The organism is Aeromonas sp. R5-1 (assembly GCF_040908265.1).
GTDB lineage: Bacteria > Pseudomonadota > Gammaproteobacteria > Enterobacterales > Aeromonadaceae > Aeromonas > Aeromonas caviae.
Genome location: NZ_JBFODJ010000048.1, coordinates 1 through 15778, shown reverse-complemented (window position 1 = coordinate 15778; position 15778 = coordinate 1). Strand labels below are relative to the sequence as shown.

18 protein-coding genes and 1 pseudogene are annotated in these 15778 nt (G+C 61.0%); 13 read left to right on the top strand and 6 right to left on the bottom strand.

Annotated elements, in window-relative coordinates; genetic code table 11:
- The first annotated feature begins 21 nt into the window (after positions 1–21).
- Genes AB5Y64_RS06435 through luxS form a run of 4 tightly spaced genes read left to right on the top strand, consistent with a single transcriptional unit; the run spans position 22 to position 3169 of the window.
- Positions 22–1644, top strand: a complete 1623-nt coding sequence (locus AB5Y64_RS06435) for an NAD+ synthase (protein WP_124243877.1) — start codon at positions 22–24, stop codon at positions 1642–1644.
- Between the two features lie 9 nt (positions 1645–1653).
- Positions 1654–1992: a nitrogen regulatory protein P-II gene (gene glnB, locus AB5Y64_RS06430; RefSeq protein ID WP_005308848.1), complete on the top strand. Its 339-nt coding sequence runs from the start codon at positions 1654–1656 to the stop codon at positions 1990–1992.
- A 46-nt stretch (positions 1993–2038) separates the two neighbouring features.
- Positions 2039–2641, top strand: a complete 603-nt coding sequence (locus tag AB5Y64_RS06425) for a transglycosylase SLT domain-containing protein (protein ID WP_041214486.1) — start codon at positions 2039–2041, stop codon at positions 2639–2641.
- A gap of 18 nt (positions 2642–2659) precedes the next feature.
- The gene (luxS, locus tag AB5Y64_RS06420) at positions 2660–3169 is read left to right on the top strand and encodes an S-ribosylhomocysteine lyase (protein WP_010673112.1); all 510 of its coding nucleotides are present in this window, start codon (positions 2660–2662) and stop codon (positions 3167–3169) included.
- Positions 3170–3230: 61 nt separating this feature from the next.
- On the opposite strand, the gene AB5Y64_RS06415 is transcribed toward luxS, so the two are convergent.
- Positions 3231–4253 (bottom strand): GGDEF domain-containing protein, encoded by a 1023-nt coding sequence (locus AB5Y64_RS06415; RefSeq protein ID WP_041214487.1) that lies wholly within the window; start codon positions 4251–4253, stop codon positions 3231–3233.
- A 133-nt stretch (positions 4254–4386) separates the two neighbouring features.
- Between AB5Y64_RS06415 and rnr the strand changes: the two genes are divergently transcribed.
- From rnr to AB5Y64_RS06395, 4 genes are all read left to right on the top strand, one after another.
- Positions 4387–6780 carry a ribonuclease R gene (gene rnr, locus AB5Y64_RS06410; RefSeq protein WP_113978536.1) on the top strand — a complete coding sequence of 798 codons (2394 nt, stop codon included), beginning with the start codon at positions 4387–4389 and terminating at the stop codon, positions 6778–6780.
- The gene (gene rlmB, locus AB5Y64_RS06405) at positions 6777–7526 is read left to right on the top strand and encodes a 23S rRNA (guanosine(2251)-2'-O)-methyltransferase RlmB (protein WP_041214488.1); all 750 of its coding nucleotides are present in this window, start codon (positions 6777–6779) and stop codon (positions 7524–7526) included. Before rnr ends, rlmB begins: the two co-directional genes overlap by 4 nt.
- A 7-nt stretch (positions 7527–7533) precedes the next feature.
- Positions 7534–8103: a Crp/Fnr family transcriptional regulator gene (locus tag AB5Y64_RS06400; RefSeq protein WP_113978535.1), complete on the top strand. Its 570-nt coding sequence runs from the start codon at positions 7534–7536 to the stop codon at positions 8101–8103.
- Between the two features lie 151 nt (positions 8104–8254).
- On the top strand, positions 8255–8710 hold the full coding sequence (locus AB5Y64_RS06395) for a GNAT family N-acetyltransferase (protein ID WP_124243879.1): 456 nt from the start codon (positions 8255–8257) through the stop codon (positions 8708–8710).
- Positions 8711–8897: 187 nt separating this feature from the next.
- On the opposite strand, the gene AB5Y64_RS06390 is transcribed toward AB5Y64_RS06395, so the two are convergent.
- Together AB5Y64_RS06390 and AB5Y64_RS06385 are read right to left on the bottom strand one after the other, a co-directional pair.
- On the bottom strand, positions 8898–9746 hold the full coding sequence (locus tag AB5Y64_RS06390) for a hypothetical protein (protein ID WP_113978532.1): 849 nt from the start codon (positions 9744–9746) through the stop codon (positions 8898–8900).
- A gap of 100 nt (positions 9747–9846) precedes the next feature.
- Positions 9847–11070, bottom strand: coding sequence for an Nramp family divalent metal transporter (locus tag AB5Y64_RS06385; RefSeq protein WP_368203509.1), 1224 nt, complete (start codon positions 11068–11070; stop codon positions 9847–9849).
- A 236-nt stretch (positions 11071–11306) separates the two neighbouring features.
- Here AB5Y64_RS06385 and rpsF point away from each other — a divergent pair, with 236 nt between their 5' ends.
- From rpsF to AB5Y64_RS06365, 4 genes are all read left to right on the top strand, one after another.
- The gene (gene rpsF / locus AB5Y64_RS06380; protein WP_005331771.1) at positions 11307–11693 is read left to right on the top strand and encodes a 30S ribosomal protein S6; all 387 of its coding nucleotides are present in this window, start codon (positions 11307–11309) and stop codon (positions 11691–11693) included.
- 32 nt (positions 11694–11725) lie between these two features.
- Positions 11726–11956, top strand: a complete 231-nt coding sequence (gene rpsR, locus AB5Y64_RS06375) for a 30S ribosomal protein S18 (RefSeq protein ID WP_005313392.1) — start codon at positions 11726–11728, stop codon at positions 11954–11956.
- A 52-nt stretch (positions 11957–12008) separates the two neighbouring features.
- A complete protein-coding gene (gene rplI, locus AB5Y64_RS06370) occupies positions 12009–12455 on the top strand; it encodes a 50S ribosomal protein L9 (protein ID WP_010673120.1) in 447 nt (148 codons plus the stop codon).
- A gap of 101 nt (positions 12456–12556) precedes the next feature.
- Complete coding sequence (locus AB5Y64_RS06365) at positions 12557–13300, top strand: ferredoxin--NADP reductase (RefSeq protein WP_039040002.1); 744 nt, start codon at positions 12557–12559, stop codon at positions 13298–13300.
- A gap of 54 nt (positions 13301–13354) precedes the next feature.
- Here AB5Y64_RS06365 and AB5Y64_RS06360 read toward each other — a convergent pair whose 3' ends face one another.
- A complete protein-coding gene (locus AB5Y64_RS06360) occupies positions 13355–13699 on the bottom strand; it encodes a hypothetical protein (protein WP_266110124.1) in 345 nt (114 codons plus the stop codon).
- Between the two features lie 25 nt (positions 13700–13724).
- Positions 13725–14003, bottom strand: coding sequence for a hypothetical protein (locus AB5Y64_RS06355; RefSeq protein ID WP_053059839.1), 279 nt, complete (start codon positions 14001–14003; stop codon positions 13725–13727).
- A 246-nt stretch (positions 14004–14249) separates the two neighbouring features.
- Between AB5Y64_RS06355 and AB5Y64_RS06350 the strand changes: the two genes are divergently transcribed.
- Positions 14250–15245 carry a hypothetical protein gene (locus tag AB5Y64_RS06350; protein ID WP_049636447.1) on the top strand — a complete coding sequence of 332 codons (996 nt, stop codon included), beginning with the start codon at positions 14250–14252 and terminating at the stop codon, positions 15243–15245.
- A 16-nt stretch (positions 15246–15261) separates the two neighbouring features.
- Here AB5Y64_RS06350 and fos read toward each other — a convergent pair.
- Positions 15262–15654, bottom strand: a pseudogene (gene fos / locus AB5Y64_RS06345) (fosfomycin resistance glutathione transferase); the annotation flags it as partial.
- Positions 15655–15778 lie beyond the last annotated feature (124 nt).

Here is a 15778-nt window from a genome sequence, read left to right as displayed (position 1 = left end):
TCGAATTCAAGATGCATCGCCATGGCAAAAGCCCTCTCTCTGATGCTTGCCCAGTTGAATCTGACGGTAGGCGCCATCGAAGATAACTGTGACAAGGTACTGGCGGCAGCAGCCCTGGCCGATCAGCAAGGGGCCGATCTGCTGGTTTGCTCCGAGCTGGCCCTGACAGGATACCCGCCTGAGGATCTGCTGTTGCGCGCCGACCTGATGATCCGGGTCGAGGCTGCGCTGTCCCGCATCGCGGCATGGCAGGGACAATGTGCCATTCTGGTGGGCCATCCCTGGCGCGAAGAGGGGGCGCTTTACAATACGGCGTCTCTCTACGAGCGCGGTCAACTGCGGGCACGTTATTTCAAACAGGACTTGCCCAACTACGGGGTGTTCGACGAGAAGCGCTACTTCACTGCGGCGGCCGATACCTGTGTGGTGCCGTTCCGTGGCCATCAGCTGGGTTTGCTCATCTGCGAAGATCTCTGGCAGCCGGGTCCGGCGCTGGCCGCCAAGGCGGCGGGGGCCGAGCTGCTGCTCACCATCAATGCCTCTCCTTATGATCAGGAAAAACCCTGGATCCGCCGCGAGCTGATGGCGGAACGCTGCGATCAGACCGGCCTGCCGCTCATCTACCTCAACCAGGTATGCGGCCAGGACGAGCTGATCTTCGACGGCTGCTCCAAGGTGTTCAACAGCCAGGGCGAGCTGACCCACAAGCTTGCTCCATTTGCCGAAGAGCTGGCGCTGGTGCGCTTTGCCGATGGTCAGCCGGTGAAGGAGCGGGAACCCGCCGCACCGCTGGAGCCGTTGGCCGAGACCTATCAGGCCCTGGTGCTGGCGGTGCGCGACTATGTCACCAAGAACGGTTTTCAGGGCGCCGTGCTGGGCCTCTCCGGTGGTATCGACTCGGCGCTGACCCTGGCCATTGCGGCCGACGCCATCGGGGCGGACAAGGTGCAGGCGGTGATGATGCCGTTCCGATACACCGCCCAGATGAGCGTGGAGGATGCCAAGGAGCAGGCCGAGCGGATGGGGGTGGAGTTCAACATCATCTCCATCGAACCCATGTTCGAAGGCTTCATGACGCAGCTGGCACCTCTGTTTGAAGGGACCGCCCGCGACACCACCGAAGAGAACCTGCAGGCCCGCTGCCGCGGTGTACTCTTGATGGCGCTGTCCAACAAGCGCCGCCGTATCGTGCTGACCACTGGCAACAAGAGCGAGATGGCCGTGGGATATGCCACGCTGTATGGCGACATGGCGGGTGGCTTTGATGTGCTCAAGGACGTCCCCAAGACCTTGGTCTTCAAGCTGTGCGAATATCGCAACAGCGTGGAGTACGTGATCCCGCAGCGGGTCATCGATCGTCCCCCGTCGGCCGAACTGGCACCTGATCAGGTGGACCAGGACAGCCTGCCCCCCTATGACATTCTGGATGCCATCCTCAAGCGCTACGTGGAAGAGGATGCGTCTGTCGCCGACATGGTGGCGGAAGGTTTCGAAGAGGCGGTGGTACGCAAGGTGATCCGTCTGGTGGATCTCAACGAATACAAGCGCCGTCAGGCCGCCGTCGGCCCCCGCATCACGGCTCGCAACTTTGGTAAGGACCGCCGCTATCCCATCACGTCCGGGTTCGGCAAACAGAACTGGTAAGGAGTCACCATGAAGAAGATTGAAGCCATCATCAAACCGTTCAAGCTGGACGATGTGCGCGAGGCCCTGGCCGAGATCGGCATCAACGGCATGACAGTGTCCGAGGTCAAGGGGTTCGGCCGCCAGAAGGGCCATACCGAGCTCTATCGCGGTGCCGAGTACATGGTCGACTTCCTGCCCAAGGTCAAGGTGGAGCTGGTGGTGCAGGACGAGGATCTCGATGCCTGCCTGGAAGCCATCCAGAACACAGCGCGTACCGGCAAGATCGGTGATGGCAAGATCTTCGTCTGCGAGGTGGAGCGCGTCATTCGTATTCGTACTGGTGAAGAGAACGAAGACGCGATCTGATGTGGTGGATGTGCCCTGTGATGAACAGCAAGAGTCTGTCGTTCTGATGTCGTTGTACCGTATCGGGGTCGTGGCGGCGTGCTTGATGGCACTCACCGCGTGCAGTACCCGGCCGCCGGCCCAGCCGGAAAACCTGTGCCAGATCTTTCGGGAGAAACCCGAATGGCACGAGGCGGCGCTCAAGATGAACGAGAAGTGGGGGACACCTGTCCAGGTAGTGATGGCCATGATGTACCAGGAGTCCTCCTTCGTGCACGATGCCCAGCCGCCGATGCAGTATTTCCTCTTCATCCCCACCGGGCGGGCCAGTTCAGCCTACGGCTATGCCCAGGTGAAAGACGAAACCTGGGCCGACTACCAGCGGGAAACCGGCAACGGCTGGAGCGATCGCGACGACTTTGCCGACGCCATCGATTTCATGGGCTGGTACACTCACAAGGCACAGCGGCTCAACGGCACGTCCAAGTGGGATGCCTATGGCCAGTATCTCAATTATCACGAAGGCTGGGGGGGCTACCGACGTGGCAGCTACCGCAGCAAGGGATGGCTGATGAAGGTCTCCCGCAAGGTGGAGGCCCGTGCCCAGCGCTACGGTGCCCAGTATCGACAATGCAAGGATCAGCTCTCCAGCGGGGGCTGGTTCTGGTAACCAAATCAGGAGTCAGAAATGCCGTTATTGGACAGTTTTACCGTCGATCATACCCGCATGGCCGCCCCGGCAGTGCGGGTGGCGAAGACCATGCAGACCCCGAACAAGGACACCATCACCGTGTTCGACCTGCGTTTCTGCGTGCCGAACGAGGAGATCCTCTCCGAGCGCGGCATCCATACTCTGGAGCATCTGTTTGCCGGCTTCATGCGTGACCACCTCAATGGGAATGGGGTGGAGATCATCGACATCTCTCCCATGGGTTGCCGCACCGGCTTCTACATGAGTCTGATCGGTGCGCCGGATGAAGCCCGTGTTGGCGCTGCCTGGCAGGCCGCCATGAGCGACGTGCTGACCGTGCAGGATCAGGGCAAGATCCCCGAGCTGAACGAATACCAGTGCGGTACTTACAGCATGCACTCGCTGGAAGAGGCCCATGCCATCGCCCGCCATGTGCTGGAGCGCGGTATCGGTGTCAACCACAATGACGAGCTGGCCCTGCCGGAAGAGAAGCTGAAAAGCCTCTGATCCCGAGAAGGGAAGCATGAAAAAGGCCGGTCAATGACCGGCCTTTTTGCATCTGGTGGGATCAGGAGGGCAGTGGCATCACCCGATTGCGTCCCAGCTCCTTGGCCTTGTAGAGCAGCTTGTCGGTACGCTCGATCAGGGTGTCTGCCGTCTCCTGGGGGATGTATTCCCCCACACCGAACGAGGCGGTGATGTGATCGATGCGTCGCCCGGATTTGCGATCCAGAATCGACATCCGCTCGATGACGCGACGCAGGCTCTCGGCCATCTGGCGGGTCAGCGCCAGGGCGCGGTTTGGCACCAAGAGGGCAAACTCCTCACCCCCCAGGCGATAGGCGGTTATGCCCTCCTTGCTGGCCTCTCGCAGCCGCTTGCCGACGATGCGCAGCACCTGGTCCCCCAGCAGATGTCCGTATTCGTCGTTGAAGTTCTTGAAGCGATCGATATCGGTCAGGATCAGGGAGAAGGGCTGCTTGCTACGGATGAGGCTGTCCATCTCGAGATCGAAGGCGCGTCGATTGAGCAGAGACGTGAGCGGGTCCTCGGTGGCGAGCTTCCTCGTCTCGTTCAGGGCCTGTTTCAGCTCCTTTATCTCTTTCTCGGCGCTGCTGAGCTGGTTGCGAAAGTGGAGGGTGGACATGCGTACGTCACGTGACTCGCGCACGAGATCCCGCAGGATCCCCATGGTGTCTTCCAGGCTGAGCCCCTCGTCATCAATCTTGCTCAGCTTGTCGAAACTCTTGTCGAGCATCTCCTGAAACAGCCCGGTATCGGAGATGGCATCCTGCATCGAGTGACTCAGCTCGCTGGCCATGGCCGCCAGATTAAGTTTCATCGCCTCCATCTGCTGCTCGTCCTGAGCCGCAAGGTGCTGGTGGTAGAGACGCTCACAGGTGGTCAGGGAGAAGGTCCCCTGTTGTTTTATCGCCTGATCGACGGCATGGTTGAGTTCGGGCATGTCGCCGGAGACATAGCTGTACCAAAGGTGATAGTTGTTCGGCGTGGTGGGAATTTGATACTTGATCATCAGGGGAACCGCCTGTTTCAAATAGGCGGCAGATTGGGCGAACGAGTCCTTGCTCATGAGTTCCGAGTCTCACATACCTGCAAACTGTGTCCAGTATGACAGAGAGAATGGCCAAAAGGCAGTCGATGGATGCCATTAGCTCCCCCCTCCGATATAATGTCTGCGTTATTACCTACCCTAAGGCCTGCTTATGTCTCAAAAAGATCCTTTCCTCCAACGCGAGGCCGAAAAATACGAAAACCCCATCGCCAGTCGCGAGATGCTGCTGGAGCTCATCAAGGGCCATGAGAAACCCATGTCCCGGGAAGAGCTGGCCAAGGTCCTCAAGCTGACCGATGAAGAGCCGTTGGAAGCCTTGCGACGTCGTCTGCGTGCCATGGAGCGCGACGGGCAGCTCGTGTTCACCCGCAACCAATGTTACGCCCTGCCGGATCGCCTGAATCTGGTCAAAGGCTATGTGCTTGGCCACAAAGATGGATTCGGTTTTCTGCGCCCCGAGGGTGGTGGAGCGGATCTCTTCCTGAACAACCGCGAGATGCAGCGCCTGATGCATGGCGACTATGCCCTGGTGCAGCCGACTGAGATCGATCGCAAGGGTCGTCAGGAAGCGCGTCTGGTGCGCCTGCTCAAATCCCGCGAGGCGGACATCGTCGGTCGTTACTTCGTCGAGAACGGCGTCGGTTTCGTGGTACCCGATGACAGCCGCATCGGCCAGGACATCATCATCCCGGAAGGGGAGAACAAGGGAGCTCGCCAGAGCCAGGTCGTGGTCGTGCGCATCAACCAGCGCGCCACTGCCCGCTTCAATGCGGTCGGCACCGTCTTGGAAGTCCTGGGTGAGAACATGGCGCCCGGCATGGAGATCGAGATCGCCCTGCGTACCCACGGCATTCCGCACACCTGGCCGGAAGAGGTGACCAAGGAGGTCGCCGGTCTCGGCGAGCAGGTGCCGGAGAAGGCCAAAGAGGGTCGCATCGATCTGCGCGCCCTGCCGTTGGTGACCATCGACGGGGAAGACGCCCGCGACTTTGATGACGCCGTCTTCTGTGAAGCCAAGCGCGGTGGTGGCTGGCGCCTGTGGGTCGCCATCGCGGACGTTTCGGCTTATGTGAAATCGGGCACGGCCCTCGACACCGAAGCCTATCAGCGCGGCAACTCGGTCTACTTCCCCGAGTTCGTGGTGCCCATGCTGCCGGAGGTGCTCTCCAACGGTCTGTGTTCCCTGAACCCGCAGGTCGACCGGCTCTGCATGGTGTGCGAGATGACCATCTCCGCCGCCGGCCGCATGTCCGGCTACAAGTTCTACGAAGCGGTAATGAACTCCCACGCTCGCCTGACCTACACCAAGGTAGCGGCGATCCTGGACGGGGATCCCAAGCTGCGTCAGCAGTATGATCCGCTGGTGGGCCACATCGAGGAGCTGAGCAACCTCTACAAGGCGCTCAAGCATGCCCGTCATCAACGCGGTGCGGTGGAGTTCGAGAGCGAGGAGACCCGCTTCATCTTCAACGCCCAGCGCAAGATCGACCGTATCGTACCGCTGGTGCGCAATGACGCCCACAAGATCATCGAAGAGTGCATGATCCAGGCGAACGTGGCAGCCGCCCGCTACATCGAGAAGAACGAGGCCGCCGCCCTGTTCCGGGTGCACGACCGCCCGGGCGAGGAGCGTCTGACCGGCTTCCGTGACTTCCTGGCCGAACTGGGTCTGGAGCTCAAGGGGGGCCTGGAGCCCGAGCCGAAGGACTTTGCCGACCTGGCCGCCAAATTCGAAGGGCGCCCGGATGCGGAACTGCTCTCCACCATGCTGCTGCGCTCCATGCGTCAGGCCATCTATCAGGCCGACAACATCGGTCACTTCGGCTTGGCCCTGAAGTCCTACGCTCACTTCACCTCGCCAATCCGTCGTTACCCGGATCTCATCCTGCACCGGGCGATCAAGTACCAGACCGCCAAGGAGCAGCAGGGCAACCTGCGCCACAAGTGGACGCCGAGCGGTGGCTACCACTACCAGCTGGAAGAAGTGGACCCGATGGGCGAGCACTGCTCCATGACGGAGCGCCGTGCCGATGATGCCACCCGCGACGTGGCAGACTGGCTCAAGTGCGAGTACATGCTGGATCACGTGGGTGACGAGTTTGACGGCGTCATCGCCAGCGTCACCGGTTTTGGCTTCTTCGTGCGTCTGGCGGAGATCCACATCGACGGTCTGGTGCACGTCAGCACCCTCACCAACGACTACTACCAGTTCGACCCGCTGCACCAGCAGCTGATCGGCGAGAACTTCCGCCGCCGCTACCGTCTGGGTGACAAGGTGCGGGTCAAGGTGATGGGCGTGAACCTGGACGATCGCAAGATCGACTTCGTGATGGTGGAAGAGCCCCTCAAGGCCACCGGCAAGAACGCCAAGGAGATGGCGCGCAAGCAGGCCGAGATCAAGAAAGAGAAGGCCAAGAGCGCCCAGCGCCACGAGAAACGCAAAGAGGGCAAGGAGAGCGGTAAATCCGACAAGGGTGGCCGTGCCAAGCCCAGCAACAGACGACCGAGCAAAAAGGCTCGCGACAAGGCCAAGAGCACTAAATGAGTACTGAACTGATCTACGGCATTCACGCCGTCTCCGCGCTGCTGGAGCGCACCCCCGAGCGCTTCATCGAGGTGTGGGCTCTCAAGGGCCGCGATGACGAGCGGCTGCATCCCCTGCTGGCCGAGCTGGAATCCCTCGGTATCAGGGTGCAGAGCGTGAACCGCAAGACGCTGGATGACAAGGCGGAAGGCAACAATCACCAGGGCATCATGGCCAAGGTGATTGAAGCGCCCAAGCTGGCCGAGCACGACCTGGCCAGCCTGCTGGACGGTCTGGCGGCGCAAGAGACAGCGCCCTTCCTGCTGGTACTGGATGGGGTGACCGACCCGCACAATCTCGGCGCCTGTCTGCGCAGTGCCGATGCGGCCGGGGTACATGCGGTGATCGTGCCGCGGGACAAGGCCACAGGCCTCACGTCCGTGGTGCGCAAGGTCGCCTGTGGCGCCGCCGAAGTGGTGCCGCTCATCCAGGTCACCAACCTGGCCCGCAGCCTGCGCGAGCTGCAGGAGCGCGGCGTCTGGATCGTGGGTACCGCCGGCGAGGCGGATCACGATCTCTATCAGGCCAAACTCACCGGCCCCATGGCGCTGGTGATGGGGGCCGAAGGCAAGGGGATGCGCCGCCTGACCCGCGAACATTGCGACGAGCTGGTGAGCATCCCGATGGCGGGGGCAGTATCCAGCCTCAACGTCTCGGTGGCGAGCGGTGTCTGCCTGTTCGAAGCCGTGCGCCAGCGCCGCGTCTGACAAGACGATGACCGACAGACCCCCCTTTGTCTGGGAACGGGTTGCAGATGAGCAGGAGGCCGAGCGCCTCCTCTCTTTTGCCCGTCCGCTGACCCTGAGCCCCCGTGCCTGCCTCTGGCATGCTGGGGATCGACCTGATCTGCTGGTGATGGTGGAGCAGGGACTGCTGCGGGCCAAGGTGGTGCTGGCGGATGGCCGTGAGTACATCAAGGAGTTCTACTGGGAGGGTGACGAGTTCCTCGACTTCCACCACCTGCTCAGTGGTGAGCCCGCCCGCTACAGCGTGGAGGCGCTGGAGCCTTGCCGGCTGCAGCTTCTTCCGCTGGCGGATCTGCGCCGACTCCCTTGCTGGCCCGCCTGGTATCACCATCTCCTTGAAGTGCAACTGCGCATCAAGGAGGAGAAAGAGCTGTTGCTGCTGACCGGGGGTCCAGAGGCGCGCTATCAGCATTTTCTGCGAAGCTTCCCCGCGCTGGATGCCAGGGTCCCGGATCACCAGATTGCCGCCTATCTGGGGATCACCCCCATCAGCCTGAGCCGCATCCGCAGGCGGCTGAAAACGCGCGATCAGGGTTGAGCCAGGGGGGGGGGCCGATGAACCTGGGCAGAGATCGGCTCTTTGCCGGCCATGTCCGCATTGGATGAAAAGGGGGGCAACTTAACCAAGGTTAATGCCCCTCGTCGGGGGCAAGATTATGCTGTCAGACCCCATTAAACAGGAGTCATTCATGAACTGGAGTATGAAATCCTGGTCCGAGCTGACCACGGATGAATTGTATGAGCTGCTTGCCCTGCGCGCCGAGGTGTTCGTGGTGGAGCAGACCTGCCCTTTCCAGGATCTGGACGGGCTGGATCGCCGTGACGGCGTGCTGCATCTGCTCGGTCGTGAGGGGGATCACCTGGCGGCCTATGCCCGCATCATGGCACCCGGCATTGGTGATGACAGCGGCGCCGCCATCGGCCGCGTGGTCACCTCTCCCACGTTGCGGGGGGGCGGACTGGGTCACCGCCTGCTGGCGCAAGCGGTCAGAGAGTGCGAGACACGCTGGCCTGCACACAGCATCTGGCTCGGTGCACAGGCCCACCTGCAAGGTTTTTACGGCCAGCATGGTTTCGTGGCCGAAGGGGAAGGGTATCTGGAAGATGACATCCCTCACATGGGGATGCGAAGGGAGCCTGCCTGACGCCGTCAGGCGCCAGGAAAGGGGCAAGTGGCCCCTCACCCGTGGTGCATCGCATGGTTTTTTGCTACCCCGTGGCCATGTGGTCGTCAGCCCGGGGTGAGATACCGCCGCGCTGATCTGCCTGCGGTCTCTCTGTCGGGACACCGCCCCGGTCAGGGCGGTGCGGCATCAGGAGGGCTGGGGTGGTTCAGGGGGTGACCCGGGTGGTGAGGGTAAATCCCTCTTCACTGGAGGCCAGCGTCACCTGAACCTGGCCCAACTCGGTCAGAGTGCCCACATGGGTGCCGCCACAGGGAATGGTGATCTCCCGACCGTCCACCATGCCATGCCAGTAGCGGGAATCGATGATGGCATCACCGGCCCGGCTGCGGCGGATCTCGCCTCCTTCTTTGAGCCAGCGCATCAGCTGCTCGTTGACCTGGATCGCTATCCTGTCGAGGTCGGCCAGCAGTGCCTCGCTGTTAATTCCCTTTTTTCGAAGGCTCTTGCCGATCCGGTACTGCTCCTTTGATCCTCTGGGCTCGACCCGGGAGTGCTGGGTGGCGAGGCGGTCGAAATCCGGCTGCCCGAGAGCGTCCAGCTCGCTTGTCTCCTTTCGCCAATAGGGCGTGAGCGCCCGATTGAGGGCCAGTGCCACCAGGTGGCAGGCGCTGTGGCCCAGGCTCAGGGCATGGCGTGCCTCGGCATCCACTGTCAGTTCCACAGGCGAGCCAATGGCAAGGTGATGGGAACCGGCGAGGGGATGCACCACCACGAAAGCCCACCCATCCACCCCTCGCTTGACCGGAATCTCCGTATCCACGAACAGCTCGCCCTCGGGACTGATGGCGCCCATGCGGCAGGGGCCCACGGCCGCTTCCCCCCCTTCCCAGCGCACAGTGCCCACGTCACCGGGTTGATCGGGCCAGAGGTGGCTCTGGGGATGAAAGGGGGTGAGGTCGGTGACCAGCAGGGTCGGATCCCCCTGTTTGCAACAGACGACGCTGGCCTGTTCCTGATGGTGGCCCAGTACGAAGCTGGCTCGGGTATGTTCCATGGCAGGGCTCCCGCAACGAGATGATGAGAAGGGAAAGGGGCAGCATACGCGAAAGTGCGAAGAGGCTCATCAACCCGGGTCAATGAGCCTCAAGATGGCGTTAGAGGGTGGTGACCAGCAGATAGGCATTGAGGCCGATCACCAGGGCGACGATGAGGCGCCCCACGGCCTGGGTGACGGGGTGATTGCGATGTGCCCCCATCAGGGCGCGATCACCGGTCAGGATCAGCAGCGGAATGAGAGCGAGGGCGATGCCGAAGCTCAGCACTACCTGGCTCAACACCAGGATTTCAGTGGTGTTGAGGCCCATGGCGATCACCACGAAGGCGGGAGCCATGGTGATGGCTCGGCGCAGCCAGAGCGGGATGGTGAAGCGCACGAAGCCCTGCATCACCACTTGGCCGGCCAGCGTGCCCACCACGGTAGAGCTGATGCCGGAGGCGACCAGGGAGAGGCCGAACAGAGTCGCGGCCGCCTGGCCCAGCAGCGGGGTGAGGGTCTGGTAGGCCGACTCCAGCTCGGCTACTTGCTGGTTGCCGGAGCTGTGGAAGGCGGCTGCCGCCATGGCCATCATGGCCAGGTTGACGAAGCCGGCGATGGTCATGGCGATGGCCACGTCGATCCGGGTGCTGTGCAGTCGCTGGGTCACCGTGCCTTGCTCCTGGGTGTGCTGGGTCAGGGCCGAGTGGAGGTAGATGACATGGGGCATCACGGTGGCACCTAGCACGCCGGCAGCAAGATAGACAGCATCACCATTGGGGAGGCCGGGGAAGAGTGCCCCTTCCAGCAGACTCGGCAGATAGGGGCGCGAGAAGATCAGCTCGACGATGTAGGCGGCGGCCACGAACAGCAGCAGGCCTCCCACCACGAACTCCAACGGCTTCTGGCCGCGGGATTGCAACATCAGGATCCCCCAGGTGACCACCGCGGTGATGCAGGCACCTTCCAGCAGGGTGATGCCGAGCAGCAGCTTGAAGCCGACCGCAGCGCCGATGAACTCGGCGAGATCGGTGGCCATGGCGATGATCTCCGCCTGTACCCAGTAGGCCCAGACCGCCGGCTTGGGCAGCCGGTCGCGAATGTGCTCCGCCAGGTTCTTGCCGGTGACGATGCCGAGCTTGGCCGAGAGGGTCTGCACCAGCATGGCCATCAGATTGGCCCACACCACTACCCACAGCAGTTGATAGCCGAAGGTGGAGCCGGCTTGGATATTGGTCGCAAAATTGCCCGGGTCGATATAACCGATGGCGGCGATGAAGGCGGGGCCGAGCAGGGTCAGCTTGAATTTGCGGGCCGGGATGGCCGTGGTGAGCGCAGGTTGCATACTGTCATCCTCCGTGGGGATATGAGGAGAGTATGGATCTAAATGATAATTGTTATCAATTAAAGTTTTGTATCGGGCTCATCGAGAAAAACATCTTGCTTCGCCAGTTGCAGTGGGAGAGGTGATTTCGTACAATACGCCGCCCTAGAAAGCAGCGTCTAAACATCACTATGTTCCTTGCCTCCGAGGTCTGGCTGCACCTGGGCGGAGGCTGAATTAATCCGTAAGGAGCTAAAATGCGTCATTACGAAATCGTCTTCATGGTTCATCCGGACCAGAGCGAGCAAGTACCTGGCATGATCGAGCGTTACACCGGCGCTATCACCACCGCTGGTGGTACCATTCATCGCCTGGAAGATTGGGGCCGTCGTCAACTGGCTTACCCGATCGACAAGCTGCACAAGGCTCACTACGTTCTGATGAACGTAGAAGCTGAACAGGCCGTTATCGATGAGCTGGAAACCAACTTCCGCTTCAACGATGCCGTTATCCGCAACATGATCATGCGCACCAAGCACGCCGTGACTGAAGTTTCTCCGATGGCCAAGGCCAAGGAAGAGCGCTTCACCCGTCGTGACGACGAGCGTCGCGAAGATGCTGTTGAAGCGTCTTCCGAAGAGTAATTCTTAGATCACCGCATTAGAGGATAAAGGCCATGGCACGTTATTTCCGTCGTCGTAAGTTCTGCCGCTTCACCGCCGAGAACGTTACCGAGATCGACTACAAAGATATCGTTACTCTGAAAAACTACGTCACTGAATCTGGCAAGATCGTACCGAGCCGTATCACCGGTACCCGCGCCAAGTATCAGCGTCAGCTGGCACGCGCCATCAAGCGTGCTCGTTACCTGGCTCTGCTGCCGTACACCGATCTGCACAACAAGTAAGAATCGGCCCGGCGCTTACGCCTAACTCAACGAAATTTATAGAGGAAAGGTAATGCAAGTTATCCTGCTCGATAAGATCGCCAAACTGGGCGGTCTGGGTGACCAAGTTTCCGTAAAAGCTGGTTATGCCCGTAACTACCTGATCCCGCAAGGCAAAGCTGTTATGGCCACCAAGGCCAACATCGAAGCCTTCGGTGCTCGTCGCGCTGAGCTGGAAGCCAAACTGGCTGCCAACAAGGCTGCTGCCGAAGAGCGCGCTGCCAAGCTGGGTGAGCTGGCTGCCGTTGTCATCGCCTCCAAGTCTGGCGACGAAGGCAAGCTGTTCGGTTCCATCGGTACCCGTGACGTGGCTGAAGCCATCACTGCTGCCGGCGTAGCCGTTGCCAAGAGCGAAGTCCGCATGGGCAATGTTCTGCGTAACACCGGTGAGTACGAAGTTGTTGTTCAGCTGCACGCTGACGTCAAAGCAACCGTACAAATCCAGGTCGTTGCTCTGTAATAGCGTTCCGCTCTTGCAGAAAAACCCGCGCACATGCGCGGGTTTTTTATTTTCAGATCAAGGGGTAAAGTGAAGGTCTGTTCCTCTGGAGGAGAACCTTTATGGCTGCCTGGGTTGAAGGTCGGGTCATCGAGCGCATCGAGTGGACACCCACCCTGCTCTCCCTGCGTGTGGAGGCGGAACTTGCCCCCTACAAGGCGGGTCAATTCACCAAGCTGGCCCTGGAGCAGGGCGAGCGTCGCGTCCAGCGTGCCTACTCCTTCGTCAATCCTCCCGGCACGCCCTATCACGAATTCTATCTGGTGGAGATCCCCGGCGGTGAACTGAGCCCCTCTCTCGGTTCCCTGCAGGTGGGCGACAGCCTGCTGGTGCAGTCCCAGGCCACCGGTTTTCTGACCCTGGATGAGATTCCCCCGGGACGGGACCTGTGGCTGCTCTCAACCGGCACCGCCATCGGCCCCTTCCTCGCCATGCTGGCCGAGGGACAGGTCTTCGACCGCTTCGAGCATCTGGTGCTGGTACACGGGGTGAGAAAAGGGGAAGAGCTCAGCTATCAGCCGCTTATCGCCAGTTTTGCCGAGCAGCATGGCGAGCGTTTTCGCTATGTTCCCTTCGTCAGTCGTGAGACCTGGCCGGGGGCGATGGCAGGGCGTATCCCGGCAGCCATCGTCGATGGCAGCTTGCAGGCAAGGGTGGGGCTGAACTTCTCCCCCGAGTTGAGCCAGGTGATGATCTGCGGCAACCCCGCCATGGTGAAAGAGACTCAGCAGACCCTGCTCGGGCTGGGGCTTGCCAAGAACCTGCGTCGCGCCCCCGGCAATATCAGCATGGAAAACTACTGGTAGGGGACATGACTCCAGGGGCCACAGGCCCCTCAACCATGTCCATGGGCATGCTGGTCAGTGTTTTTGGTGGCCGTTGCCGCCGTGCTTGTTCCTGGGCTTGTCATGGCCCTGACCCGGGTTGTTGCCACTGTGAATGCTGCGGTTGTAATGGTCGCGGTATTTGCCATCCATGTTGTCGCAGTTGAGCTGGATGCGGCTGGTCCGGGTGCTGACATCCAGGCAGTTGTGCTGCCACCACTCGTACTCCTTGTCGTCCCAATCCAGGCTTACCCGGCCCCGGTCGGTGGAGATCCGGATGTCGTCATCGTGTTTGGAAGGGGGGGCAGCAAAGGCCATTCCCTGAACCAGAAGCAGGGAGAGCAGCAGTGCGCCGCGGGAAGTCATGGTCATGTGGGTCATCGCATCAAGGCTCCTGTCAGGGGGATCATTGATCCGGTTGCGTGCTGATCTGGTTGGTGCTGGGGGGCTGGTTGCGCTGCGTCTCGTCCTCCAGATTGAGGTTGGTCCTCTTGCAGTCGGCGGCGGCCGCGTCACCGCTCCCGAGATCGAAGCAGTTGCTCTGGGACCAGTCAAACTGCGTGTCATTCCAGTCCAGATTGAAGGTCAGCGCATCCACGGAGAAGGTCTGGCTCCCTTCGTCCTGTGCCAGGGCGCTACCGGTGATCAGAAAAAGAGAGAGCAACAAAGCCGTCGTTCTGTTCATGATGTCCTCGAGTCGTGTTCGGTGGAAATGAGTGTAATGCGGCGGGCTTAACCCGAGCATAACCGCAGATGTCCTTCAGGTACGGGGTCGATTGTAGTGTTTTTCTGCTGCCGATTTGCACGTTTTGGTCGCACTCTGGGCAGCTGATCGTCCATGGGCGGGAATTCGGGGATTTGCCCTTCTCTCCGGGGGAGTGGCGACTATAATCGGCAGCCAACTTTTCCTGCAGACGTTTCCCGTTTCATCATGACTACTCAGGCTTGCGCCGCATTGCGCTACCCCAAGGGATGGTTCGCCCTCACGACTGTCTACAGTTTTACCGGGCTGGCCATTCTGGCTTCCATCGTCTTCTCCCTGCTGCTGTTTCTCTCCATCGACGAAAACCCCCTGATGAAGTGGCTGTTCGGCGGGCTGGCCATCATCTTCGAGCTGGGCAAGTTCTATGTCTGGTACGAGTACGGCGAGTGCAAGGCGAGGCGGGATCTGGGCGGCGCCTTCTGGTCGCTGCTGTTCTACAGCGTGCTGGCCGCCATCTCCATCGGGGGCAGTATCGGCGGCATCAACAGCGCCACCAACACCATCCTGAGCCAGCAGGCGCGTCACGAGCGGGAGATAGCCCGTTTCGACGAGCAGATAGCCAGCATAGAGCGGCAGATCCAGCTCAACGAAGAGGCGGCCCGCAAATACATCGAGATGGCGCGTATCTCGAGCGGCGTCAGCGGTCTGCAGCAGGCCAACACCAAGCTCAGGCTGCGTCAGGACGAGCTGCGCCAGGAGCGGGACGCCAAGCCGCTGGGGGAGCAGTCCTCCATGCTGGGGCTGATGAGCAGTCTGGCGGACGGGGTGGGCATGAGCATCGGCCAGGTGCAGTTCCTGCTGGTCTGCTTCCTGTCTATCCTGCTCGATGCGTTTGGTGCCTTTTTCGTCAGCCTGATCGGTGAGGAGAACCGCTTCCGCCGTCAATGGATGTGGCAACGGGAGAAGGCGCAAGCCGAGGCCCGGGTCGCAGTGCCGACCCCGGAGCCGCCAGCCATCAGCAGACCCATGCCCGAGCCAGCCGTGGTCGCCCAGGTGCGCGGCGCGCTGGAGAGCGGCGAGCTCAAATGCAGCAAACGCAAGGTGGCAGAGGCATTGTCACTGTCTCTGGAGGAGGTGGACCGGGTGTTCCAGCATCTGCTGGCGCAGGGCGTGCTGGGGCAGGGCAGCAATCGTCACTACCATCTTCGTGCCGAGCAGGGGTGAATCCGGCTCCGTCGAACCAGATAAGACCCTCATAGGGTTGCTGTCTGAGGGAGGCGAGGCGGCTATCCAGGTTGCCTGCATGGATTTCCAACTGGTGCCCGTCGGGATCCAGCAGATAGAGTGAATCCCCTTCGCTGCTGTTCTTCTTCCACTCCACGACGCCCGCCGCGCGCAGACGGGTGCAGAAGGCAGGAAACTGTTCAGGCGAGATGCCAAACGCGACATGGCTGTAATCTCTGGCCGGTTGGGGAGGATCGCAGGAGAGACAGAGCCAGAGATCGCCGAGGGTGAGATAGGCTCCCCGTGCCCATCTCACCCTGGGGCGACATCCCAGCAAGTCGACATAAAAGGCAACGCTGCTGTCGAGATCGCCGGTTGCCAGCGTGAGATGGTTCAGTCCATGCAGCATCTTTTCTTCTTCCCCCTTGTCCCTGAACCCTAAATAGCTGTTCCGAATAGTAGATCACCGGAGGAAGGGAACTCAGTCCAGTTTGTGCGATCTGATTAGTCGCTAAGGAAGGTGCGAACAAGTC

Excerpts from the sequence above, each read along its gene's own strand:
- AB5Y64_RS06435 (WP_124243877.1), top strand. The coding sequence starts at position 22 with ATGGCAAAAGCCCTCTCTCTGATGCTTGCCCAGTTGAATCTGACGGTA.
- glnB (WP_005308848.1), top strand. The coding sequence starts at position 1,654 with ATGAAGAAGATTGAAGCCATCATCAAACCGTTCAAGCTGGACGATGTG.
- AB5Y64_RS06425 (WP_041214486.1), top strand. The coding sequence starts at position 2,039 with ATGTCGTTGTACCGTATCGGGGTCGTGGCGGCGTGCTTGATGGCACTC.
- luxS (WP_010673112.1), top strand. The coding sequence starts at position 2,660 with ATGCCGTTATTGGACAGTTTTACCGTCGATCATACCCGCATGGCCGCC.
- AB5Y64_RS06415 (WP_041214487.1), bottom strand. The coding sequence starts at position 4,253 with ATGAGCAAGGACTCGTTCGCCCAATCTGCCGCCTATTTGAAACAGGCG.
- rnr (WP_113978536.1), top strand. The coding sequence starts at position 4,387 with ATGTCTCAAAAAGATCCTTTCCTCCAACGCGAGGCCGAAAAATACGAA.
- rlmB (WP_041214488.1), top strand. The coding sequence starts at position 6,777 with ATGAGTACTGAACTGATCTACGGCATTCACGCCGTCTCCGCGCTGCTG.
- AB5Y64_RS06400 (WP_113978535.1), top strand. The coding sequence starts at position 7,534 with ATGACCGACAGACCCCCCTTTGTCTGGGAACGGGTTGCAGATGAGCAG.
- AB5Y64_RS06395 (WP_124243879.1), top strand. The coding sequence starts at position 8,255 with ATGAACTGGAGTATGAAATCCTGGTCCGAGCTGACCACGGATGAATTG.
- AB5Y64_RS06390 (WP_113978532.1), bottom strand. The coding sequence starts at position 9,746 with ATGGAACATACCCGAGCCAGCTTCGTACTGGGCCACCATCAGGAACAG.
- AB5Y64_RS06385 (WP_368203509.1), bottom strand. The coding sequence starts at position 11,070 with ATGCAACCTGCGCTCACCACGGCCATCCCGGCCCGCAAATTCAAGCTG.
- rpsF (WP_005331771.1), top strand. The coding sequence starts at position 11,307 with ATGCGTCATTACGAAATCGTCTTCATGGTTCATCCGGACCAGAGCGAG.
- rpsR (WP_005313392.1), top strand. The coding sequence starts at position 11,726 with ATGGCACGTTATTTCCGTCGTCGTAAGTTCTGCCGCTTCACCGCCGAG.
- rplI (WP_010673120.1), top strand. The coding sequence starts at position 12,009 with ATGCAAGTTATCCTGCTCGATAAGATCGCCAAACTGGGCGGTCTGGGT.
- AB5Y64_RS06365 (WP_039040002.1), top strand. The coding sequence starts at position 12,557 with ATGGCTGCCTGGGTTGAAGGTCGGGTCATCGAGCGCATCGAGTGGACA.
- AB5Y64_RS06360 (WP_266110124.1), bottom strand. The coding sequence starts at position 13,699 with ATGACCCACATGACCATGACTTCCCGCGGCGCACTGCTGCTCTCCCTG.
- AB5Y64_RS06355 (WP_053059839.1), bottom strand. The coding sequence starts at position 14,003 with ATGAACAGAACGACGGCTTTGTTGCTCTCTCTTTTTCTGATCACCGGT.
- AB5Y64_RS06350 (WP_049636447.1), top strand. The coding sequence starts at position 14,250 with ATGACTACTCAGGCTTGCGCCGCATTGCGCTACCCCAAGGGATGGTTC.